Source organism: Candidatus Omnitrophota bacterium, assembly GCA_028707125.1.
GTDB lineage: Bacteria > Omnitrophota > Gorgyraeia > Gygaellales > JAQTUX01 > JAQTUX01.
In genome coordinates, this window is the sequence record JAQTUX010000001.1 from 209,069 (window position 1) to 232,640 (window position 23,572).

General features: G+C 51.9%; 21 protein-coding genes and 1 pseudogene. All 22 read left to right on the plus strand.

The window, feature by feature from the left end; translation table 11 throughout:
* Positions 1-20 precede the first annotated feature (20 nt).
* The 22 genes and pseudogenes from PHR44_01090 (at position 21) to bioD (ending at position 23,561) form a co-directional block, all read left to right on the plus strand.
* Positions 21-911, plus strand: a complete 891-nt coding sequence (locus PHR44_01090) for a metallophosphoesterase (GenBank protein MDD4909263.1) — start codon at positions 21-23, stop codon at positions 909-911.
* Between the two features lie 11 nt (positions 912-922).
* On the plus strand, positions 923-1,597 hold the full coding sequence (locus tag PHR44_01095; protein ID MDD4909264.1) for a hypothetical protein: 675 nt from the start codon (positions 923-925) through the stop codon (positions 1,595-1,597).
* Positions 1,598-1,742: 145 nt separating this feature from the next.
* Positions 1,743-2,642, plus strand: a complete 900-nt coding sequence (locus tag PHR44_01100) for a PfkB family carbohydrate kinase (protein ID MDD4909265.1) — start codon at positions 1,743-1,745, stop codon at positions 2,640-2,642.
* A gap of 19 nt (positions 2,643-2,661) precedes the next feature.
* Entirely contained in the window at positions 2,662-4,758 is a 2,097-nt protein-coding gene (locus PHR44_01105; GenBank protein ID MDD4909266.1) for a sodium-translocating pyrophosphatase, read from the plus strand.
* An 85-nt stretch (positions 4,759-4,843) separates the two neighbouring features.
* Entirely contained in the window at positions 4,844-6,805 is a 1,962-nt protein-coding gene (gene feoB, locus PHR44_01110; protein MDD4909267.1) for a ferrous iron transport protein B, read from the plus strand.
* Positions 6,802-7,452, plus strand: a complete 651-nt coding sequence (locus PHR44_01115; protein MDD4909268.1) for a metal-dependent transcriptional regulator — start codon at positions 6,802-6,804, stop codon at positions 7,450-7,452. The genes feoB and PHR44_01115 overlap by 4 nt, the downstream gene beginning before the upstream one ends.
* Entirely contained in the window at positions 7,449-8,456 is a 1,008-nt protein-coding gene (locus PHR44_01120; GenBank protein MDD4909269.1) for a hypothetical protein, read from the plus strand. Before PHR44_01115 ends, PHR44_01120 begins: the two co-directional genes overlap by 4 nt.
* A 63-nt stretch (positions 8,457-8,519) precedes the next feature.
* Positions 8,520-8,969: an Rrf2 family transcriptional regulator gene (locus PHR44_01125; protein ID MDD4909270.1), complete on the plus strand. Its 450-nt coding sequence runs from the start codon at positions 8,520-8,522 to the stop codon at positions 8,967-8,969.
* Between the two features lie 17 nt (positions 8,970-8,986).
* Complete coding sequence (locus PHR44_01130) at positions 8,987-10,294, plus strand: O-acetylhomoserine aminocarboxypropyltransferase/cysteine synthase (protein ID MDD4909271.1); 1,308 nt, start codon at positions 8,987-8,989, stop codon at positions 10,292-10,294.
* A gap of 12 nt (positions 10,295-10,306) precedes the next feature.
* On the plus strand, positions 10,307-11,233 hold the full coding sequence (gene cysK / locus PHR44_01135; protein MDD4909272.1) for a cysteine synthase A: 927 nt from the start codon (positions 10,307-10,309) through the stop codon (positions 11,231-11,233).
* A 23-nt stretch (positions 11,234-11,256) separates the two neighbouring features.
* Positions 11,257-12,381 (plus strand): homoserine O-acetyltransferase, encoded by a 1,125-nt coding sequence (locus PHR44_01140; protein MDD4909273.1) that lies wholly within the window; start codon positions 11,257-11,259, stop codon positions 12,379-12,381.
* Positions 12,371-12,961 (plus strand): methionine biosynthesis protein MetW, encoded by a 591-nt coding sequence (gene metW / locus PHR44_01145; protein ID MDD4909274.1) that lies wholly within the window; start codon positions 12,371-12,373, stop codon positions 12,959-12,961. The genes PHR44_01140 and metW overlap by 11 nt, the downstream gene beginning before the upstream one ends.
* Before the next feature lie 140 nt (positions 12,962-13,101).
* On the plus strand, positions 13,102-13,329 hold the full coding sequence (locus PHR44_01150; GenBank protein MDD4909275.1) for a NifU family protein: 228 nt from the start codon (positions 13,102-13,104) through the stop codon (positions 13,327-13,329).
* An 11-nt stretch (positions 13,330-13,340) separates the two neighbouring features.
* A complete protein-coding gene (locus tag PHR44_01155) occupies positions 13,341-16,046 on the plus strand; it encodes a cation-translocating P-type ATPase (protein ID MDD4909276.1) in 2,706 nt (901 codons plus the stop codon).
* Between the two features lie 183 nt (positions 16,047-16,229).
* The gene (larE, locus tag PHR44_01160) at positions 16,230-17,021 is read left to right on the plus strand and encodes an ATP-dependent sacrificial sulfur transferase LarE (GenBank protein MDD4909277.1); all 792 of its coding nucleotides are present in this window, start codon (positions 16,230-16,232) and stop codon (positions 17,019-17,021) included.
* Positions 17,018-18,178, plus strand: coding sequence for a cysteine desulfurase NifS (gene nifS / locus PHR44_01165; GenBank protein MDD4909278.1), 1,161 nt, complete (start codon positions 17,018-17,020; stop codon positions 18,176-18,178). The genes larE and nifS overlap by 4 nt, the downstream gene beginning before the upstream one ends.
* Positions 18,168-19,130 (plus strand): biotin--[acetyl-CoA-carboxylase] ligase, encoded by a 963-nt coding sequence (locus PHR44_01170; GenBank protein MDD4909279.1) that lies wholly within the window; start codon positions 18,168-18,170, stop codon positions 19,128-19,130. Before nifS ends, PHR44_01170 begins: the two co-directional genes overlap by 11 nt.
* An 83-nt stretch (positions 19,131-19,213) precedes the next feature.
* Positions 19,214-20,194 carry a biotin synthase BioB gene (bioB, locus tag PHR44_01175; protein MDD4909280.1) on the plus strand — a complete coding sequence of 327 codons (981 nt, stop codon included), beginning with the start codon at positions 19,214-19,216 and terminating at the stop codon, positions 20,192-20,194.
* Positions 20,194-21,357: an 8-amino-7-oxononanoate synthase gene (gene bioF / locus PHR44_01180; protein MDD4909281.1), complete on the plus strand. Its 1,164-nt coding sequence runs from the start codon at positions 20,194-20,196 to the stop codon at positions 21,355-21,357. Before bioB ends, bioF begins: the two co-directional genes overlap by 1 nt.
* Entirely contained in the window at positions 21,345-22,133 is a 789-nt protein-coding gene (locus tag PHR44_01185; GenBank protein MDD4909282.1) for an alpha/beta hydrolase, read from the plus strand. The genes bioF and PHR44_01185 overlap by 13 nt, the downstream gene beginning before the upstream one ends.
* A complete protein-coding gene (locus tag PHR44_01190) occupies positions 22,126-22,908 on the plus strand; it encodes a methyltransferase domain-containing protein (protein MDD4909283.1) in 783 nt (260 codons plus the stop codon). The genes PHR44_01185 and PHR44_01190 overlap by 8 nt, the downstream gene beginning before the upstream one ends.
* A gap of 29 nt (positions 22,909-22,937) precedes the next feature.
* A pseudogene (gene bioD, locus PHR44_01195) lies at positions 22,938-23,561 on the plus strand (dethiobiotin synthase).
* Positions 23,562-23,572 lie beyond the last annotated feature (11 nt).

Genomic DNA, 23,572 nt, shown 5'->3' on the forward strand with positions numbered 1-23,572 from the left:
GGTTTATAATATCCCGCAGAATGAGAAGGCGTATTCTGGTATGGCTATTAGCGTTTATCTGCGCCGCCCCTTTTGTAAACCAGGCGGATTGCTTTGCTGAATTCTCCTTCGTGGTGATGGGGGACAGCCGAAGCGACCACGGCAGGGAAGACGGCGTTAACGAAGATGTGCTGGTTAAGCTGGTGGATTTAATCAAGTCGGACAGGCCTGAGTTTATAGTGTTTGCGGGAGATCTGGTGTGCGATTCCAACGCCGATGATATAGAGGAGTTGAGGGGATATTTTTCGCGCTGGAAGGACATCATGGCCGCGGCAGGCGCCCCGATATACATAAGCGTGGGGAATGAAGATATAGATAAATACGGCAGCCAGGCGGAAGGGCTGATAAGGGAGACCTTTAACATGCCCGAGAACGGCCCGCAGAGCCTGCTTGAGCTGGCTTATTCTTTTGATCATCAGAATGCCCATTTCGTGGTCCTGGATACCGCGGTAGGCGGCCAGCAGGGCTTAGTAGGCGATGAGCAGCTAGAGTGGCTGAAGTTTGATCTGGACGCCAATAATTCAAGCATAGTATTTGTGTTCGGCCACCACCCGCTTTTTTCCCTGCTGCATAAGGGTAATTCTTTGGACAGGTATCCCGAGGCGCGCGGCAACCTATTGGCTTTATTCAAAGATAAAGGCGTGGATGTTTATTTCTGCGGGCACGAACATTATTTCCGCAGGGACTTGGAGGATGGCATTTTTCAGGTCGTATCAGGCGGCGCGGGCGCGCCTTTGCATGCCCCGGTAGAAGGGCCGGAGCCGTTTCACCACTATTGCCTGGTGACGGTAAAGGACGACGGCTCCTGTTATATCCGCGCGAAAGATATTGAGGGGAATATCAGGGATGAGTCAAGGATCTCCTTACACTGAAGGGGGTTGATATGGAGCTTATTGCCTCTTTATTTGAGCCGGGGATTTTCCTGCTGATCGCGGGAGGCCTGCTTGGGCTGTCGGGATTTGTCGTGTTTATGATCATACGCGAGAGGTCCATGCAGAGGATAGAGATAGAGTCCCAACAGGACCATCTTAAGGAATTGGAGATCGCCATTGAAGAGGAAACGCAGCGCAAGACCAAAGACATCTCGGCAAAACTTGAGTCCCTGGAGAATGAGGTCCGGGAAAAGGCGGCGTTTAAGCTCAAGGCCGAGGAGCTGCAGGCAGAGCTTGATAAGTCGCAAGGGGAGATGGCAAAACTCGAAGCGGCCCTTAAAGAGAAGGCGGCATCCCCGGATAAGGCAGCCGGCAAAACAGCCTTACAGGGAGAATTAGAAAAGGAAAGAGATACGCTTAAGAAAGAACTCGCCGGAGCCAGGGAAGAGGTGAGGCAGGCAAGGCAGGACCTTGCCAATGCCAAGGAGATGTACGAGGATCTGAAACTGCAGTTTGAAGACCTTAAAGAAAAAGCGCCGCAGGCGGAAGAAAAGGCGCCCGGCGAGGAAAAACCCCGCGTGGTAAGCCCGGAGACCTCTTCAAAGATCCTGGAAGCCCTCAGGGAACTTAAACAGTCGGAACAGAAGAAACCCCCGGAAGAGAAAAATACCGAAGAAAATAAATGACTAATGACGAAATCCGAATGACGAATGAATGACAAATGACCAATGACTAAATGACCAAACAGAAATATATTTGGACATTGGACATTTAAGCATTGGACATTCATTCGACATTCGTCATTGGGTAATTCGACATTAAGATTTAGATATGAGTATAATAGTATTAGGTACGGTCGCGCTGGATACGGTTAAGACCCCGCGGGGGCAGAGGAAAGAGATACTTGGCGGCTCCGCCGTTCATTTCGCGATGTCCGCGCGCCTGTTCACGAAGGTGAATCTCGTGGCGATCGTGGGAGAGGACTTTCCCCAGAAGCACATCGAGTTTTTACGCGGCAAAGGCGTGATCCTCACTTCGCTGATCAAGGAAAAAGGCAGGACCTTCCGCTGGGAGGGCGAATACAAGGGCGACCTGAACAGCGCCCTCACCAAGAGCACGGAGCTGGGAGTGTTGTCCGCTTTCAGGCCCAGCGTCGCGCGGCACCAGAGGCATATCAAATACATTTTTCTGGCGAACGTTGACCCTGATATACAGTCGCATATGCTTTCCAGTATGCGCGAGCCGAAATTCGTGGGTTTGGACAGTATGAATTTCTGGATAAATACAAAGAGAAGGTCATTGCTTAAATTGATAAAGAAGGTGAATATATTTGTGTTGAACGACTCGGAGGCGAGGAGTTTAACAGGAGAGCATAACCTTATTAAGGCCGCCGGGCGCCTGATATCTTCAGGGCCGCCTATGGTCATGATAAAGAAAGGCGAACACGGAGTCATCTTCAAGAGTAAGGATTTATTATTCTGCCTGCCGGCGTTTCCTACGGAGCAGGTGGTTGATCCTACCGGCGCGGGCGATACATTCGCCGGCGGATTTATGGGTTATCTCGCCCGGCAAGGCAGCATCAATAACGCGTCTGTGCGCAGGGCAATATCCTACGCCACTGTGATGGCGTCTTTTAATGTGGAGGGTTTCGGCGTAGAGAGGACGCGGCGGCTGACGTTGACAGAGGTCAACGGCCGGCTTAAGGAATTCAGAGAGTTTATTAAATTCTAAACAAAAGGAGATAGAGAAAATGTTTGACGCGTTGATTTTGGCGCCGGTCGGTTCGATCCTGGCATTGGGATTCGCCTTTTATCTGGCGTTGTCCATACTTAAAAAAGACGAAGGCAATGAAAAGATGCGCTCAATAGCGCAGGAGGTAAGGGAAGGCGCGTTTGCCTACCTCAGGCAGCAGTATAAAGGCGTGGGGCTGTTCTTTGCCGTGGTATTCGTAGTCCTTTTAATAATGGCGATGAATAACTACCTGGTTATATTCGTGCCCTTTGCCTTTATTACAGGAGGGTTTTTCTCCGGCCTTGCCGGGCTTATCGGTATGAACATAGCCACCCGTTCCAGCGCCCGCACCGCGAGCGGAGCGATGAAGAGTTTGAACTCCGGGCTGCGCGTGGCATTTTCCGCGGGAGCGGTAATGGGCCTGACAGTCGTCGGCTTGGGCCTGCTTGATCTCAGTGTCTGGTATTATTTTCTTGATTGGTATTATTCCTCGCATCCTACTCCCTTAGGGCTGGATAAAATAGGAGCCATTACTTCCACGATGCTTTGTTTCGGCATGGGCGCCAGCAGCCAGGCGTTATTTGCCAGGGTGGGCGGAGGTATTTTTACCAAGGCCGCCGATGTAGGCGCCGACCTCGTAGGTAAAGTTGAGGCGGGCATCCCCGAAGACGACCCGCGCAATCCGGCGGTTATAGCCGACAATGTGGGAGACAATGTGGGAGACGTTGCCGGTATGGGCGCCGATCTGTATGAATCCTATGTCGGCTCTATCGTGGCCAGCTCCGTGCTGGGCGTGGCCGCGGGATACGGGGTCAAAGGCGTTACCGTGCCCATGGTTATGGCGGCGGTAGGCGTTGTCGCTTCCATATTCGGCACATTCTTTGTGAAAAGCGGCGAAGAGGCCAACCAGGGGGTGCTGCTTAAGGCGTTAAGAAAAGGCGTATTTGCCAGCGCCATTTTAGTGGCCATACTCTCATTTTTTATCGTCAAATTCTCTTTAGGCATGCAATACATCGGGGTTTATTACGCGGTGCTGGCGGGATTGATCGCCGGCATTATCATAGGGCTGTCCACGGAATTTTTTACCTCAAGCCGTTATTCTCCCACTCGCATGATCTCCAATGCCGCGCAAACAGGGCCGGCAACGGTTATCATTGAGGGCCTGGCGGTAGGTATGTTTTCTACAGCCGTCCCCGTGATAGTAGTGGGCGCGGCGGTACTGGCCAGTTACTTTTTAGCCGGCGGCGCGTCTAATTTCAATGCCGGCCTCTACGGCGTAGGTATTGCCGCGGTAGGCATGCTTTCCACTCTGGGCATCACGCTGGCAACAGATGCCTACGGCCCGGTTGCAGATAATGCCGGCGGCAACGCCCAAATGGCAGGGCTTGAGCCCGAAGTAAGAAAAAGGACGGATGCCTTGGATTCCCTGGGAAATACAACCGCGGCAACAGGCAAGGGTTTCGCCATCGGCTCTGCCGCGTTAACGGCGCTGGCATTGATCGTGGCCTACAAAGAACAGATCGCTATGTACGGCAAGGAGATAACCTCTTCTTTGATGGATCCCGCTGTATTGGTGGGCGTATTCATAGGAGGTATGCTCCCTTTTGTTTTTTCCGCTATGCTGATGCGCGCCGTGGGCAGGGCCGCGGGCAAAATCGTTATAGAGGTCAGGAGGCAGTTCAAAGAGATCCCCGGGTTGATGGAAGGCACTGCCAAGCCGGACTGCGCTTCTTGCGTACGCATCACTACTTTAGCCGCCCAGAAAGAAATGATAATACCGTCGTTACTGGCGATACTTTCTCCCATTGTAACTGGTTTTCTTATCGGCGTTGAGGCGGAAGTGGGGTTGCTGGTGGGCGCGCTGGTATCCGGTTTCGTCTTAGCGGTAATGATGGCAAATTCAGGCGGCGCCTGGGACAACGCCAAGAAATATATAGAAGAAGGATTCCTGGGCGGTAAGGGAAGCCAGGCGCACAAGGCCGGCGTTGTCGGCGATACCGTGGGGGACCCGTTTAAGGATACCGCCGGGCCCGCCTTGAATATATTGATAAAGCTTATGTCCATGGTCTCCATAGTGTTCGCCGGCTTTATTGTGCGGCAGGCGCTGATAAAATAAAACAAAGACCGGGACTTATCTGCGCGCACCCCTGGGGCGCAACGGCTTCTTACGCTCCCGGGGTGTGTCCATCTTGAGGTAGGGCATGGATAAAGACAGGATAGATTTTTCGCATAAAGGCGCGATCGCCCTTGTCGGCAATCCCAATGTCGGCAAGTCGGTTATTTTTAATCTTTTTACCGGCGAATACGTGACCGTGTCCAATTATCCGGGGACGACCGTGGAGGTGGCGCGGGGTATTTTCAGGTTTGACAGATCTTACTCCGTCCTTGACACCCCGGGCACAAACAGCCTTATTCCCTCATCGGAGGACGAGAGGGTAACGCGCGATATACTGTACAAGGAGAACGTAAAGGCGGTTGTGCAGATAATTGACGCCAAGAACCTTAAGCGCTCGCTGTTTTTAACCCTGCAGCTGATCGAGTCCGGGCTGCCGCTTGTCCTCGCCTTAAATATGATGGATGAAGCGGAAGAAAGAAGGGTCAAGATAGATGCAAAGGGCCTTTCGCTGATATTGGGCGTTGATGTCATACCCACGATTGCCATTGAAAAAACAGGCATAAATAACTTGATCCACGCTGTGCCGAAGGCCAGGGTTTCTTCACATGAAGTCGGATACCCCGAGTTTATAGAACAGGCAATAGAGAGGATATCGCGGCTGATTCCTCAAGGCGGGGTTTCAAAACGGCTTACCGGCATTATGCTTTTAAGCAGGGATGCCGCGTTCTTGCGTGATATCTTAGGCGGCGTAGATGCTGAAAATATCCGGCAGATCGAACAAGAGGCCGCGGCCCTGGAGAGCCGCTTATCAGGCAGGATGAGCCGGGTTATTGACCACAGCAAGTTTGCCCATATAGACGCGATTATCAGGAAGGTCGTTAAAGAGGAGATTTTGAAGTCAAAATTATTTCTGGAACGGCTGGGGAACTGGATGGTTTCGCCTTTGTGGGGCGGGATTTTTGCCTTGTTCATATTGTTTTTACTTTATAAGTTCGTAGGTGAATTCAGCGCGGGAACAGCGGTTGATTTTTTGGAAGAAAAGGCCTTCGGAGAATATTTTAACCCCTGGATAACGGCTGTATTGGGCAGGTTCATCCCATACGCGTTTGTAAGAGATATGTTCATAGGCGAATACGGCGTTATAACCATGGCGTTGACTTATTCTCTGGCGATAATCCTTCCCATTGTCTCCGCGTTTTTTCTTGCCTTCGGCATATTGGAGGACACAGGGTACCTGCCGCGGCTGTCTGTGGTTATGGATAAGGTGTTCAGGCGGCTTGGACTGCACGGAAAGGCGGTCCTGCCTATGGTGCTGGGGCTCGGTTGCGGCACAATGGCAGTGCTTACCACCAGGATCCTTGAGACAAAAAAGGAACGGCTTATCGCCACCGTGCTTCTGGCCCTGGCCATTCCCTGCTCAGCGCAGTTAGGCGTAATACTGGGTATGCTCGCGGCTGTTTCAAGGGGCGCGATGCTTATCTGGGTGGCAGTGATCGCGTTTATTCTTCTGGTGATCGGCTTCGTCATGGATAAGGCCATCCCGGGCAAGCGTTCGGATTTCATTATGGAACTGCCGCCTCTGCGCCTGCCCAAAATCAGCAATATTTTGACAAAATTGCTGGCTAGATTACAATGGTATCTTAAGGAGGCGGTCCCTCTGTTTATGATCGGGACATTGATGTTGTTTATATTTGATAAGCTGGGAGTGCTTGTCAGAATAGAGGGCTTTTTTTCTCCGGTTGTTCAGGGTTTCCTCGGGCTGCCTGCTAAGGCGACCGAGTCCTTTATAATAGGTTTTCTAAGGCGCGATTACGGCGCTGCCGGGCTCTATGCCCTGCAGAAGGACGGCGCCCTGACCAACCTTCAGATTCTGGTAAGCATAATCGTGATCACATTGTTTGTGCCCTGCATCGCGCAGTTTTTCGTGGCAGTAAAAGAAAGGGGGCTGAAGGCGGGATTGGCCATATTCTTCTTCGTGATGCTTGTCGCCGTATTGACAGGAGGGGCGGTGAATTTTATTATTAGTTATTTAGGGGTGAGGATATGATCGATCAGAAAAAGACAGATGAGATACTTGAGCAGGTATGGATGTTCAGGGAGAGGGGGCAGAACAGCGTACAGCAGCTTATCAGCTGCAAGGAAGAGAATATAAGCGACGCCCACCTCAGGCAGATGCAGGAGAAGGGGCTGCTTGAGATAAAGGATCAGGCGCTGGGCCTCACCCGTAAAGGCGAGGAGCGCGCCAGAATGATCATCAGGGGCCACCGCCTTACCGAGCGCTTATTTACCGATGTGCTGGAATTGGGCTCCGCGCTGATAGAACCGATCGCCTGCAAGTTTGAGCACATTATCAGTTCCGAGATAGGCGATGCCATATGCACTTTGCTTGGGCATCCAAAGGAGTGCCCTCACGGCTGCCCCATACCGCCGGGAAAATGCTGCGAGCTTGCCCATAAGCAAGTCAGCAGGATCATTTTTCCGCTTTCAGAACTTACCTTCGGCAGCAAGGCAAAAGTGGCCTATGTGGTGAGCAAGCACCATCATAGATTGGACAAGCTTTCCAGTATGGGCGTTGTTCCCGGAGTAGAAATAGTTTTACACCAGCGGCTTCCTGTGCCGATCATACAGGTGGGCCACACGCAGATAGCGATCGAAGAGGATATTTTGAAGGATATTTTTGTGAGGAGGTCATGAAGGCGGTATCGCTGATCAGCGGCGGGCTGGATTCCACCCTTGCCACAAAGTTGATCATAGAGCAGGGCATCGAGGTCTTCGCCTTGAATACCCGCACTCCGTTCTGCACCTGCGATAAAAAACAGCCCAAAGGCGCCGGATGCAGGCACGAGGCAGCGCATGTTGCCGAAAAGTTGGGCATTACTTTGAAGATCGTTAACGTCTCTCCCCAGATGTTGGAGATCATTAAGCATCCAAAGCACGGCTTCGGCTCCAATATGAACCCCTGCATTGACTGCCGTATATTATCGTTTAAGAAGGCGAAGGAGTATATGCGGGAGATCGGCGCTTCCTTTATCATTACAGGGGAAGTTTTAGGCCAGAGGCCGATGTCCCAGCGCAGGCAGATGATGGATCTGATCGAGAAAGAGGCGGGGCTTGAGGGTTTAGTTTTAAGGCCGCTTTCGGCAAAACTATTTGAACCGACAATACCGGAGACAAACGGCTGGGTGGACAGAGAAAAACTGTTAGCCATAAGCGGCCGCTCCAGAAAGGAACAGATGGCGCTGGCAGCGGGGCTGGGCATCAATGATTATCCCTGCTCCGCGGGCGGCTGCCTTTTGACTGACAAGGGTTTCTCGCAGAGGATCAAGGATCTCCTGGCGCACGATGAGTTGACCTTGGACAATGTGGAACTGCTTAAGGCGGGCAGGCATTTACGCCTTGACGATAAGGCAAAGATAGTCGTGGGCCGCGATGAAAGGGAGAATTCCCTGCTGGAGGCCATTAAGAAAGAAGGTGATCTTATCTTCCGGCCTTCAGAAGACCTGGCAGGGCCGACCGTATTAGTCAGAGGGGTGTTGAGGCCTGAAAAGATAGAGTTTGTCTGTGGTGTCCTGGCTTCTTATTGTGATCTGGACGGGCTCAAGGAGGCAGACATAGAAGTTGTTTTTCCTTCCGGCATAAAGCAGGACAGGAAAGCCCCTCCTTTAAGCAGGGTAGAATTTCAGCAGTACATAATTTAATTTGAACTTGACATTTTTTTATTTTGTGTTATACTCTACTATGTTAATAGGGATTATAGAATTATGCAGATAAGCTATAAAGGAGATTACGCGTTAAAGGCGCTGCTTCAACTTGCCTTGCGTTACGGCGAAGGCGTGGTAACCATCCACGAATTAGCAAAGGGAGCGGATATGCCTTTAAAGTTTTTAGAGCAGGTCCTTCTTGAACTGAAGAAAGGCGGATTTGTAGATTCCAAGCGCGGCATACACGGCGGATATTTTCTCACCAGGAAACCCGTAGAGATAAGATTAGGCGAGGTCGTAAGGTTCATTGACGGCCCAATAGAGCCGATATCTTGCGCTACGGACCCTCATTATAAAGGGTGCAAGGATACATACAGTTGTGTTTTTAAGGATATCTGGAAGGATGTAGGGGCGGCGATCAGCGGCATAGTGGACAATGTTACTTTCCAGGACCTGGCGGAGAAACTAAAACAGCGGTTGACCAGACAAACAATAACCTATAATATATAAACCAGGGAGAATTCGAGATGACAAAAGAAAGTGATTACCGTTTCGCTACAAAGGCCCTGCACGCGGGCCAGTCGCCTGATCCAACTACGGGCGCGAGGGCTGTGCCGATCTATCAGACCACTTCTTATGTATTTAAGGATACCGAGCACGCGGCCAACCTGTTTGCCCTGAAAGAATTCGGCAATATATATACGCGGCTGATGAATCCCACCACCGACGTATTTGAAAAGCGCGTTGCCGCGCTTGAAGGCGGCAGCGGGGCGTTGGCCGTTTCCTCGGGCCAGGCAGCGGAGGCCCTGGCGCTTTTAAATATCACCCGGGTCGGCGATGAGATAGTCGCGGCAAACAATCTTTACGGCGGGACATATCAGCTGCTTCATTATACCTTCCCCAAATTGGGCAGGAAGGCAAAGTTCGTGGATTCCACCAGGCCGCAGGAATTCAAAAAGGCGGTTACGGACAAAACGCGCGCGATCTACGCGGAGACCATAGGCAACCCCAAATTGGACATCCCTGATTTTGAGGTGATCGCCAAAATCGCCCACGACGCCGGCATCCCTTTCGTCGTTGACAACACCGTCGGCGTCGGGCTGTCCAGGCCGTTTGATTACGGCGCGGATATTATTATTTCCTCCGCCACGAAATTCATCGGAGGCCACGGCACCTCGGTAGGCGGAGTTATCGTGGATTCCGGCAAATTCAAGTGGAACAACGGAAAGTTCCCCGAATTTACCGAGCCGGACCCAAGTTATCACGGCCTTAAATTCTGGGATGTATTCGGCAATTTTCCCGGCCTGGGAAATGTGGCGTTTATAATCAAGGCAAGGGTCCAGCTTTTGCGCGATATAGGAGCCGCGTTAAGCCCCTTCAACGCGTTTCTTTTTTTACAGGGCCTGGAGACCCTGCACTTACGCGTCAGAAAACATTCTGAGAACGCCCTGGAGGTTGCGCGCTTTCTGAAGAGCCATCCTAAGGTCAGCTGGGTAAATTATCCCGGCCTGCCCGACAGCCCCAATTACGCCGTGGCAAAGAAATATTTAAAGAACGGCTTTGGCGCGTTGATAGGCTTTGGCATAAAGGGCGGGGTCAAGGCGGGCAGGAAATTCATTGATTCGGTTAAACTCCTGTCTCATCTGGCCAATATCGGCGACGCGAAGACACTGGTAATACATCCCGCTTCTACCACGCATCAACAGTTAACCCGGCAGGAGCAGGAGGCCACCGGTGTTACAGAGGACTATATACGGCTTTCGGTCGGGCTTGAGGATATTGAGGATATAAAAGAAGACATTGACCAGGCGTTGAAAGCCACGTCAAAATCATAAAGGAGAGAGAGCATGGCTCGTATCTTTGAAGATATCACCAGGACAGTAGGCAATACGCCGCTCGTGAGATTGAAATCTATCGCTAATGGCTGTGTTGCCGATATCGTCGCTAAACTGGAATTTTTCAATCCCCTGTCCAGCGTGAAGGACCGCATAGGCGTTGCCATGGTCGAAGACGCGGAAAAACGAGGCCTGCTTAAAAAGGGCTCAGTTATAGTGGAGCCCACCAGCGGCAATACAGGCGTCGCCCTTGCCTTTGTTGCCGCGGCAAAAGGATATAAGCTTATATTGACCATGCCGGATACGATGAGCATAGAGCGCAGGCAGCTGCTGAAGATCTTTGGCGCCGAACTTGTGCTTACCGACGGGACGCTGGGAATGAAGGGGGCCGTGGAAAAGGCGGAAGAGCTCACGAGGAATATCCCCGGCGCGTTTATGCCTCAACAATTTGAGAATCCCGCGAATCCGGAGATACATCGTAAGGCCACGGCTGAGGAGATATGGAAGGACACCGACGGAAAAGCGGATATCCTGGTTTCGGGCGTAGGCACGGGCGGCACGATCACAGGCATCGCGGAAGCGATAAAAAAGCGCAAGGGCTCTTTTAAGGCGATAGCGGTTGAGCCGAAGGATTCGCCCGTGCTTTCAGGGGGTAAGCCCGGCGCGCATAAGATCCAGGGCATCGGCGCGGGGTTCCTGCCGCAGGTCCTTAACATGGATACGATTGACGAGGTGATCAAGGTTTCAAATGAGGACGCGGGGGTCTTTGCCAGGCGGCTGGCGAAAGAAGAAGGCATACTGGCAGGTATTTCAGCCGGGGCAGCGGTCTGTGCCGCTGTTAATATAGGTAAAAGAGAGGAAAATAAGGGAAAGCTCATAGTCGTTATAGTGCCTGATACGGGAGAGCGGTATCTAAGCACCTGGTTGTTTCAGGAATAATATATTAAAGGGGCATAATCATAATGAAGAAAGGATCAGACGTGGGCAGGGTAAAGACCTTATATTTTAATTACGACAAAGAGCTGGTTTTGGAGAGCGGATTGAAGCTCTGCCCTCTCACTCTGGCGTATGAGACCTACGGCGCGCTTAATCCTGAAAGATCCAACGCCGTTTTGATAGCGCACGCGCTTTCAGGCGACGCGCACGCCGCGGGGCTGAGCGAGGGCTCAGAGTCGCCGGGATGGTGGGACGGCATGATCGGCCCGGGCAAGGCATTTGATACCGATAAATATTTCGTCATATCCTCCAATATCCTCGGAGGATGCAGGGGCTCAACCGGCCCGTCATCCCTTAACCCCGATACCGGCAAGCCCTACGCCCTGGATTTTCCCATAGTGACTGTCGCGGATATAGTTAACGCGCAGAAACTGCTGCTTGATTATCTGGGGATAGAAAAGGTGCTTTGTGTATGCGGCGGTTCTTTCGGAGGCATGCAGGCGCTTCAGTGGCCGGTGTCTTTCCCCGGCAAGGTGGCATCAGTCATACCGATCGCCACCTGCGTAAAACATTCCGCGCTTCAGATCGCCTTTGATGAAGTGGGAAGGCAGGCGATCATGGCCGACCCTGACTGGCAGGCCGGCAACTATTACGGCAAGAGCGTTCCGGCAAGGGGGCTTTCCGTTGCCAGGATGGTAGGCCATATCACCTATATGAGCGATGTCTCAATGCAGGAGAAATTCGGCAGGCGGCTCAAGGGCAGGACCGAATACGGCTATGAGTTCACTACGGAATTTGAAGTAGAGGGTTATCTGCGCTACAGGGGGGATGATTTTGTCAAAAGGTTTGACGCCAACTCCTACCTTTACATAACAAAGGCAATGGATTATTTTGACCTTACAGAGGGCTCCGCCCCCGCTAAAAAATTCAAGGATACACAGGCGCGCTTCCTGGTCATTTCCTTCAGTTCGGACTGGCTTTATCCGAAATATCAATCACAGGAAATAGTAGGCGCCCTTAAGGCCGCGGGCAGGGATACCACCTTCTGCGAGATAAGGTCTGATTACGGCCATGACGCCTTTCTGCTTGAGTTTGAGGAAGAGACGCATTTAATAAAACATTTTTTACAGAGGGTGTCAAATGGCAGATAAAGTCCGCGCGGACCACAAGATAATCCTTGGTGTTATTGAGCGGGGCTCCTATGTCCTTGACCTGGGCTGCGGCGACGGAGAGCTGCTTTCTTTGCTCCAGGATAAGAAGGGCGTACGGGGCCAGGGCACGGACATCAGGGAGGAGGCGATATACGACTGCGTGGCGCGGGGCCTGAGCGTGTTCCACAGCGACATAGAATCCGGCCTGTCCGGCTATCCGGATAAGTCGTTTGATTACGTTATACTCAACCAGAGCCTGCAGGAAACCAGGAACAGCGAACGGGTGATCTATGAGGCCTTAAGGGTGGGCAAGAAGGTGATAATAGGGTTTCCCAACTTCGCGTATCTGAGGGCAAGGTGCCAGCTTTTCTTCAAAGGCATCTCTCCTGTCACCGCCTCTCTTCCTTACACCTGGTATAATACTCCCAATGTGCATTTTTTAAGCATAAAGGACTTTATGAAATTCTGCGGAGCCAGGGACATCAAGATCATAAAGCCGTATTTTCTCTGGCGGGGAAAGAAAATATATCTGCTGCCCAACTTGTTTGCCCATATCGGTATATTCGTTCTGGAAAAATAAATAAGGACATAAGTTATGGAGCTCTATGCTATAATATGCGACATAACTTATATGTCCGAATTTACCCTTGACATTTTACTGTGGCAAACTGATAATAAAATGTCAAGGGTCTGCTCATTAAACAAACCGGAGGATGAGATATGTTAAAAGACAAGGTTGAGAAAAGCCTGGATAAAATAAGATCTATGCTTTATGCCGATGGGGGCAATGTAGAGTTAGTGGCCGTAGATGAGAAAGAGGGGGTTGTAAAGGTGCGCCTTACAGGCGCCTGCGTCGGCTGCCCGATGAGCTCTATGACATTAAAGAACGGGATCGAAAGGGCGCTTAAAGAAGAGATCCCCGAGGTCAAGAGGGTAGAGGCGGTTTAATACCGGGCAATATGAATCAGCCATTATGGCATAACATTGACGCTGCCGAGGCGCTGGAGCGGCTCGGCTCCGATCCTGCAAAAGGGATCAGCGGGCAGGAAGCGCTCAGGCGCTTAGAGCAATACGGGCAGAATGTCCTGAAAGAAAAAAAAGGGCGTTGTGCCTTTTTTATTTTTTGCGGGCAGTTCAATGACTTTATAATATGGGTCCTTATCGCCGCCAGCATTATTTCCGGCATTTTGAAGGAATGGGTAGACGCGTTGGCGATAATCGTGATCGTGATGCTCAATGCCGTGCTGGGTTTTATACAGGAGTTCCGCGCTGAAAAGACCCTTAAGGCGCTAAAGAAGCTGGCTATCCCCGTATCAAAAGTGGTCCGCGATGGCCTTCTTGATATCCTGCCTTCCTCGCGGCTTGTCCCGGGCGACTTGATCGAGATCGAGGCGGGGGACAGCGTACCTGCCGACGCCAGGATAATATACAGTACCCCTAATTTTATGGCTCAGGAAGCGGCGTTGACCGGAGAGTCCACCCCCGTGGCAAAAACCTCTTATACATTAAAGGAAAAGGACACTGTTTTTGCCGACAGGGCGAACATAATTTATATGGGCACCTCCGCCGTATCTGGTAAGGCCAGGGCGGTAATCGTGGCTACGGGAATGAATACGGAGCTGGGCAGGATCGCCGAGATGGTGCAGGAGGCGAGCATATCGCAGACGCCCTTGCAGAGGAAACTTGAGAAGTTCGGGCAGTGGGTGGTGTATATGTGCCTGGCAGTGGTCACCCTTGTTTTTATATTAGGCATACTGCGGGGCGGCGAAATACTGGAGATGTTCCTTACGGCGGTAAGCCTGGCGGTGGCCGCGATCCCCGAAGGCCTGCCGGCGGTTGTTACGATAAGCCTTGCCCTGGGTGTGCAGCGGATGGTAAGGCACCATGCCTTAATAAGGAAACTGCACGCGGTTGAGACATTGGGATGCACGACCGTTATATGTTCCGATAAGACAGGCACGCTTACGAAGAATGAAATGACTGTCCAGAGGGCCTGGGCAGGCGGCAGGACATATGATGTAACGGGGACAGGATATGCTTCGGAAGGCGGTTTTGAAATAGAGGGCAATAGGATTGATACAGGCAAGCATCCCCTGTTGATGAAGGCCTTCACAATAAGTGTTCTGTGTAATTCGGCGCAGATAAGGGATGAGGCAGGCAAATACAGGATAGTGGGAGACCCTACTGAAGGCGCCTTGCTGGTCGCGGCTGCCAAGGTCGGGATCACGAAGGAGGATCTGGAGGAAACGAATACATTTATTGAAGAGATCCCCTTTGATTCAGAGCGCAAAATGATGACCGTTATACGCCAGGGCGATTCAGGCAAGGCCGCCTACGTCAAAGGCGCTCCCGAAGTAGTGTTAAATAGATGCAGCCATATTATAGAAGAAGGCGGCGGCGTAAGGGAGATGGCGCCGTCCGATACGGGGCAGATCATCCGGGCGAACGACTCCTTTGCTTCAAAGGCAATGCGCGTGCTCGCGGTTGCCTACAGGCCCGTAGGGGAAGAGATCAACAGGTATGATTCGGACGCGGTAGAGAACGGGCTTGTCTTTGCCGGGTTGATCGCGATGATCGACCCTCCCAGGGAAGAGGTTGTGGACGCGATCAACAAATGTTTCAGGGCGGGAATAAAAAGCATCATGGTCACCGGCGACCATAAGAATACGGCCGTGGCAGTCGCCAGGCAAATAGGCATTTTCGGCGAAGGCAGTATTGTCTTAGGCGGCGATGAACTTCAAGATAAAACCGATGAGCAGCTGGCTAAAGAGGTAGAAGGCATACCGGTATACGCCCGCATATCCGCGGAGCATAAACTTAAGATCATCCGCGCCCTGAAGTCAAGGGGGCATATTGTGGCAATGACAGGCGACGGCGTGAATGACGCCCCCGCGCTGGCAGAAGCAGACATAGGCGTGGCAATGGGCGCTGGCACTGATGTCGCCAAGGAAGCGTCGGATATGGTCGTAACAGACAATAATTTCGCTTCCATTGTCGCGGCGGTGGAAGAGGGCCGCGGTATATATGAGAACATAAAGAAGTTTATCCACTATCTTCTCTCCTGCAACGTAGGAGAGGTGCTGGTGATGTTTTTCTCCAGTTTCTTCTGGCTGCCCCTGCCGCTTCTACCCATACACCTGCTCTGGGTAAACCTGATCACCGACGGGCTTCCCGCCCTCGCCTTAGGCACCGACCCATACAGCCCGAAAATAATGCAGCTGCCGCCGCGGCATGCCAACGAAGCGATAGTAACGAGAAAAAGCGCTTATATTATGCTATGCCAGGGCGGGGCAATCGCCTTATGCACGATCCTGGCCTTTGTATTCGTCCTGTTTATTGAAAAGGGCGGCCTGCCGCGGGCGCGCACAGCCGCCTTTGTCGTGCTTTGCTGCTCGCAGTTGTTCCATTCTTTTAACTGCAGAAGCCAGTCGTTATCGCTGTTTAAGATCGGTATCCTTACCAATAAGAGGCTTGTCCTGGCGGCATTTGTCTCGTTGCTGCTGCAGGTGGCTGTAGTCCATCTGCCGTATTTTCAAGTGGTGTTTAAGACGCAGGACTTAAGCCCGCTTGATTGGCTTGTAGCCGCGGTATTCTCCTCTTTTACCTTATGGGCCATGGAAATAGCCAAATCAAGAAAAATCATTGCAAGTTGGATGCAGCAGTGATAATTTACAATTGAAAGCGGCATAATTGAAGGAGGTGCGTTATGAGTTGCGGGAGCTGCGGGCCAAGGAAAAAGAAGAAGAAAAAGAAGAAGTAGCGGAGAAGGACGTTTCGTCATTGTGAGCCCCGCCCTTTTGGGTAGTATACAGAGCGCTAACTAACCAAAAGGGCGGGGCTTAATTCACATGGATAGATCAGAGAGGTTAACGGCGATACTCAAGAAAATGGGCTCGGTTGTCCTCGCCTACTCAGGGGGTGTGGACAGCTCTTTTCTGCTTAAGGCGGCAAAAGACGCGCTGGGAGGCGATGTCCTGGCGGTTACAGCTGTATCTCCGACTTATTCCCATGGGGAATTACAGTCAGCCAAGAAGACAGCGCGTTCCTTAAAGGCCAGGCACCTGGTTATAAAGACGGAAGAATTTAATAACCCGCGATTTACCGGTAATCCGAAAAACAGATGTTATTTCTGCAAAAAAGAGCTGTTTGGCCGGCTTAAGAGGATCGCCGCGAAGAAAGATTACAGGTTTGTGATCGACGCCTCCAACCTCGACGATGACAAAGACTACAGGCCCGGCAGCATCGCCGGGAAAGAAGAGGGCGTGCGTTCGCCCTTAAAGGAAGCCGGTTTTACGAAGGCGGATATCCGCCGTTATTCTAAAAAATTACGGCTTCCTACCTGGGACATGCCTTCTCTGGCCTGTCTTGCCTCGCGTTTTCCTTACGGCCGCAGGATAACCAAAGCCGCTTTACGGAGGGTTGAAAAGGCAGAGGGGCATATACGCAAACTGGGATTCGCGCAGGTAAGGGTGCGAGATTACGGCGGCCTGGCGAGGATCGAGGTGGATAAAAAACGCCTCCCTGAATTGTTGACCAAAAGGCAAACCATAGTAGACAAATTAAAGGGCCTGGGATATAATTATATAACAGTGGATTTAGAGGGCTATAGAACCGGCAGCATGAACGAGGTGAAAAAATGAAGCGCATATACTTTGATTACGCGGCTACAGCGCCTACGGACGCGCGGGTAGTTGAGGCGATGAAGCCGTATTTCAGCGATAAATTCGGCAACCCTTCCAGCATACACTCCTTCGGGCAGGAAGCCAGAAAGGGCATGGAAGAGGCAAGGGAAACCCTGGCAAAATTCTTAGGGGCAAAACCGGAAGAAATAGTATTTACCTCAGGCGGCACAGAGTCAAACAATTATGCTTTGGAAGGGGCTGCCTTTGCCAATGAAGCAAAGGGCGATCACATAATAATCTCTAAGATAGAGCATCATGCCGTAGATGAGCCATGCAAGTTTCTGGAAAAGAGGGGCTTTAAGGTAAGCCGCGTAGGCGTGGACAAAGAAGGCATTGTGGATCCCGATGACGTAAACAAGGCGATAACGGATAAAACGATCCTTGTTTCCATTATGCACGCCAATAATGAAATAGGCGTTATTCAGCCGGTTTCGGAAATTGGGAAGATCTGCCGCGATAAAGGCGTCTTGTTTCATACAGACGCGGTGCAGACCGTAGGGCATATACCGGTAAACGTAAATGACCTGAACGCCGACCTTCTGAGCCTCTCGGCGCATAAGTTCTACGGGCCGAAGGGAGTCGGCGCCCTGTATATAAGAAAGGGCGCCAAGATCGCGCGTTTCCTGCACGGAGGAGACCAGGAGCAGGGCAGGCGGGCTTCAACCCAGAACACCCCCGGGATAGTGGGCCTGGGAGAGGCGGTCCGTCTCTGTTCGGAAAACATAAAAGAGGAGGCGGGTCTTCAGGGCCGTTTACGCGATAAAATCATAAAGGAGATCCCCCGCCTCATAAGCGACGCGCGCCTTAACGGCCATCCTGTAAAGCGGCTGCCTAACAACGCGAATTTCTCGTTCAAATATATTGAGGGGGAAGGTATATTGCTTAATCTGGATATGCTGGGCATCGCCGCCTCAACCGGCTCTGCCTGCACCTCAAGTTCCCTTGAGCCCTCTCATGTGCTGCTTGCCATCGGCCTGCCTCACGATATAGCCCACGGGTCTTTGCGCGTAACCTTAGGCCGCTGGTCAAAAGAGGAAGAGGTTGACTATTTACTGGAGCATCTTCCTAAGATAGTGGATAAGCTGCGCAGGATGTCCCCCCTTTATGATAAGTGATTTTGAGATACTTGAGTTTTTGCGCGGGTCGGATACCTACGTTTCAGGCGAAGACCTGAGCCGGCATTTAAAGATATCGCGCTCCGCGGTATGGAAACACATACAGGAGTTAAGGCAGTCAGGTTATGAGATCTCAGCCGTGCCTCATCTGGGATACCGCCTGGACGCGCTCACGGATAAGTTGTTCCCTCAGGAGATAACCTCTTCTCTCAATACCAAATTCGTCGGCAGGAAGATCCACTATTACGAGAGCGTTTCTTCCACTATGGATATAGCCACGAAGTTAGCCGTGGAAGGGGAAGAGGAGGGCGCTATTGTTTGCGCGGAATCACAGTCAAGGGGAAGGGGCAGGATCGGCAGGCAGTGGTTTTCTCCGAAGGCAAAAGGCATATATATCTCGCTCATACTAAGGCCGAACCTCCCGCCGTCCGAGGCGGCAAAACTTACCATACTTTCCGCTGTTTCCTGTTGTAAGGCGATAAATGAGGAGACGGGCGTGAGCGCGGGAATAAAATGGCCCAATGATCTGCTCGTGCGCGGCAGGAAAGCGGGCGGCATACTGACGGAACTGAACGCCGAAACAGACAGGGTGAGGTTTGTGGTCATCGGCATAGGCATAAACGTCAATAACGCCAGGTCCGGTATCCCTGACTATGCCACGTCATTGCGGCAGGAGAGAGGCGAAAGCGTCTGCAGGGTATCGTTGTTAAGGGCGATACTGCGCCGGATCGAGGCGGATTACATACATCTGTTGAAATACGGCGCCTCAAGCATAATCAATGAATGGAGGGGCCTGTCGCTTACCCTTCATTCGCGCGTAAAGGTAGTATGCTACAACAGAGAGGTTGTGGGAGAGGCGCAGGATATAGATTCAGACGGCGGCCTGCTTATCCGCAAGGACTCGGGGCTTGTTGAAAAGGTCTTTGCCGGAGACGTTGTTAAGGCCGGTTGATTGTAAACTGGATAATATAATATAGTTGACAATTACCGTATCCGTTCTATCATAAAAAGGGACGGATTTTTTATGGGGGATCTATGGATAGAAAATACATAGACAGGATGTTCAAGAAGGTGCTCTCAGGCAGGCAGCTGGATTTTAAAGAGGCGTCAGGGCTGTTTTGTCTTTCTCGAAAAGACAGGTTCTCCTTGTTTGATGCCGCCAACCGCGTAAGGGAGCGCTTCCGGGGCAGAGGCGTGGATCTGTGCTCGTTAGTGAATGCCAAAAGCGGCCTCTGCTCGGAGGACTGCCGTTTTTGCGCCCAGTCGGGTTCCAGCCGGACAAAGATAAAAAGATACGGCCTGCTGGACATAAAGCGCATCCTTCAGGCGGCAGGCGCGGCGCGCAGGTCAGGCGCAAAAAGGTTCTGCGTCGTTACCAGCGGCAGGCGCGTACATGATAAGAGAGAATTCGCGGTTATCCTTGATGCCATATCAGAGATAAAAAGGCGTTATCCCGGACTCAGGCGCGATGCCTCGCTGGGAGAGCTGGATGAGGATATGGCGCGCGATTTAAAAAAGGCGGGCCTTGACAGGTATAATCATAATCTGGAAACCGTGGAGGCGCTGTTCCCCAAGGTATGCACGACGCATAGCTTCCGCGACAGAGTGCGCACGATCAAGATATTGAAAAGACGCGGCATAGAGGTCTGCTGCGGCGGCATATTCGGGCTGGGGGAGACCAAAGGGCAGCGGGTAGAATTCGCCTTTGCCTTAAAGGAGCTGGATGTTGATTGCGTCCCGCTTAATTTCTTGAACCCCATAGCCGGCACGCCGTTTCACGGCAATAAAGCGGTCCAGCCGCTTGAATTGCTGGAGATAGTCGCCGTATTCCGTTTTATTTTACCCGCTAAACAGATAAGGGTCTGCGGCGGCAGGCAGCAGTGCCTGCGCAGCCTGCAGCCGTTGATGTTTGCTGCCGGCGCGGACAGTATGATCCTCGGCGATTATCTTACCACTAAGGGCTCGGCCGCGCGGGATGATATGCGGATGATAAAGGATATGGGGTTAAGAGTTTAATGATTGACTTAAAGAAAGAGTTGGCAGATTTAGAGCAAAAGGGCCTGTATAGAAAGATGCGCCTGCTTGAAAGCGAGCAGGCGGTAAGGGTCAGGATTGACGGCAAAGAGGTCATCAATTTCTGCTCAAACGATTATCTGGGCCTTGCCTCTGACAGCCGCCTGAAACAGGCGGCAAAGCAGGCCGTAGACAGATACGGCACAGGTTCCGGCGCCTCGCGCCTTATCTGCGGCAACACATACCTTCAACAAAAGCTTGAAGAGGAATTAGCCGAATTCAAGAATAGCGAGTCCTGTCTGGTCTTTTCCAGCGGTTATACGGCTAACCTGGGGATGATCTCCGCTCTTGCCTCAAGGGATTCCCTGATATTTTCCGACCGGTTCAATCACGCCTCCATAGTTGACGGCGCGATCTTGAGCCGGGCGCGTTTTAAAAGGTACGGGCATTGTGATACACGGGAACTGGAGGAACTGCTTAAGGGGTCCGGCTCCGGCAGCCGCAAACTGATCATAACAGACAGCGTATTCAGCATGGATGGAGACATCGCCCCTCTTAAAGATATCGCGCGCCTGGCGGATAAATATGAGGCAGAGGTCATGGTTGACGAAGCGCACGCCACCGGAGTCCTGGGAGAGCGCGGCAGAGGCGCGCTTGAGTATCTGGGCGTGGATAATATAGGCATACAGATGGGCACGTTGAGCAAGGCGTTCGGTTCATACGGAGGATACGCCTGCGGCCGCAGGGAATTAAGGGAACTTTTTATAAATAAGGCGCGGCCTTTCATCTATACGACCGGCCTGCCGCCGGCAGTTGCCGCGGCAAGCCTGAAGGCGCTGGAAATTATCAAAGCGGAGCCGCAGCGGCGCGTCCGCCTTCTGGACAACGCGGATCATTTAAGGCGCGGTTTAGGCGCGCTGGGGTTTGATACCATGCGCAGCCAAACGCCGGTCATCCCTGTTTTCGTCGGAGGGTCCGGAGCCGCGGTGGAATTCAGCCGGCGGCTTTTTGACAGGGGAATTTTCGCGCAGGCGATACGGCCGCCTGCCGTGCCGCGGGGCGCGGCGCGCCTGAGATTGACTGTAAGCGCGCTGCATACTAAAGAAGATATGGACACGGCGCTTGATAATATCGGGAATACGGGCAGGGAGCTATGCCTTATATAAGGACAGAAAGGGGCGTAAATCTTTTTTACAACTCAGCGGGCGAGGGAAAGCCGCTTATATTCCTGCACGGTTTTGCCGTGGATTCTTCCATATGGCGGGAACAGATCGGCCTGCTCGCGCCTGATTTCCGCGCGATAGCGGTTGATCTTCCCGGCCACGGAAGATCGGAATGGAAACAGGGCAGCTTAAAGGATATGGTTGAGGACGCGCTTTCTTTATACCCGCCTCTTAAAATAAAGAAGGCGGATATCATCGCGCATTCATTCGCGGGATTAATAGGGATTAAACTCGCGGCGGAATATCCGCGGGCAGTCAATAAACTTGTGCTTGTGTCAAGCACGCCCAAGTTTATAAGAGATGAAAGTTTTGACGCCATGATCTCCCTTCCGGATCTGGAAAAACTGCGGGGGTTGATCGGATCCGAATATCCCGGGATCATCCCGGTTTTCCTGCGTTCGGTTTTTACGGCGAAAGAAAGAGAAGACGGGTTTAAGGCGGTGCCGGAACACACCGCAAAGCGGGAATCTCTGGAGGGCTTCCTTGAGATCATTCGCGATGAAGACGCGCGTTCGGGGTTAAACGAGATCAAGGCGCCCGTGTTGATCATCTCCGGCAGCGAAGATCCTCTTATAGGAGAATATTCCGCGAAGTTCCTCCAGGGCCGGATAAGCGCCTCTCGCCTTGAGATGCTGGCCGGCTGCGGCCACTTTCCGTTTCTCACGCGCAAAGATGATTTTTACCGCAGGGTCAAGGAGTTTTTAGCCGATAATGGATAAGTCAAAGATCAGATACAGGTTTTCCCGTTCAGCGCGCACCTATGAGGATTTTGACGCGGTCCAGAGGTATGTAGCGGAGAACCTGTTTCGCGGCATTTTAAAAGAGGGCGGCATCAAAGAGGGTTCCCTGCTGGATATCGGCGCCGGCACCGGCAGGATGCTGCGGCGCATTAAAGGGGCATTCCCCAAAACGAATTTGTTCGGGCTGGATATTTCCGAGGGCATGCTGGAGCAGGCCGCGGAAAAAGACGCCCTCTCCGGTACGCCTTTATTTCAGGCGGATGCCGAGCGCCTGCCGTTTAAGGATGGTTTGTTTGATTTTGTGGTCTCCAATTCCACATACCAATGGGTTGCCGATCTGTCTTGCGCCCTTAGCGAAGCAAAACGCGTTTTAAAAAACAAAGGAAGGATATTCTTCTCATTGTTCGGCAGGGATACCCTCAAGGAGCTTATCTTCTGTATAAGGGAGGTTGATCCGGACGCCTATTTCTATCCTCTGCCCCATATGTATGAAGTCAGGGCGGTTTTGGAGCAGCTGGGTTTCAAAGATATAGATCTGACAACCGATGTCTATAGCCATAAATACAGAGATATAAAGGACGCGCTTGTGCAGCTTAAATATACAGGGACCTCTTATAGGGGGGTAAACGTTTTTAAAGGATTGGGAGGCAGGGCCTTTATAAAGCAATTACAGGATACCTACAGCCGGAATTTTCACGGCAATGGCGAAGTCACAATGACATACGAGGCCGTTATGGTGAAGGCAAGAAAATAGGGTATTGGGTAATCAGGGAATTGGGATATATGGATAAAGGCATTTTTATTACGGGGACCGACACAGGCGTGGGCAAGACGGTTGTCAGCGCGCTTCTCGCGCGTTATTTAAAGAGAGAGGGCGTTGGTGCCTGTGTTATGAAGCCCATACAGACAGGCGCGCTTTATTCAGGGGATCGGCTGATCAGCCAGGACGCGGAATTCGTAAGAAAGGCGGCCGGGATGAGCAGGGAAGAGGCATCTTCTTCTTACCTGCATAAACTCCCGCTGTCGCCGTACGCGGCATTTAACAGCCGGCAGAGAAAGAAAATGATAAAGGCGATCCTGGACGCGTTTAACGCGTTGCGCCTCAAATATGAATTTGTAATTGTGGAGGGCTCAGGCGGTATAATGGCGCCCATTGACACTGATTATAATATGGCGCATCTTGCTCAGGATATGGGGCTGCCGGTCATTATTGTCTCGCGTCCCGGCCTCGGCACATTAAATCATACCTTGCTGACGATAGAGTATGCCCGGGCATCGGGGCTTGAGGTTAAAGGCGTAATAATGAATCATGCCCACGGCGTCAAAGTGGACTTAAGCGCCGGTAAAAACGCCGGGATCATAGAGAAAATAAGCGGAGTCCCGCTCATAGGCCGCGTTCCTCATATAAAAGGCATTGA